Annotated in this window: 1 protein-coding gene; it reads right to left on the reverse strand. The window is 64.3% G+C overall.

Features of this window, described 5'->3' with window-relative positions:
- Positions 1-241 (reverse strand): S-adenosylmethionine synthetase N-terminal domain-containing protein (locus HMPREF0528_RS09140; protein WP_282678059.1); only part of this gene is annotated, 241 nt, incomplete at both ends.

Genomic DNA, 241 nt, shown 5'->3' on the forward strand with positions numbered 1-241 from the left:
TTGGTGGCATAGCCGAACATCAGGCCCTGGTCGCCCGCGCCCATTTCTTCCGGCTTCTTGCGATCCACGCCCTGGGCGATGTGCGGCGACTGCTTGCCGATCAGGTTCAGCACGCCGCAGGTGGCGCCGTCGAAGCCGACGCCGGAGCTGTCGTAGCCGATGTCCGTGATGACCTTGCGGGTCAGCGCTTCCAGGTCGATCCAGGCGCTGGTGGTGATTTCACCGGCAACAATGGCAACAC

Source organism: Lactobacillus johnsonii ATCC 33200 (assembly GCF_000159355.1).
Taxonomy (GTDB): Bacteria; Bacillota; Bacilli; order Lactobacillales; family Lactobacillaceae; genus Lactobacillus; species Lactobacillus johnsonii.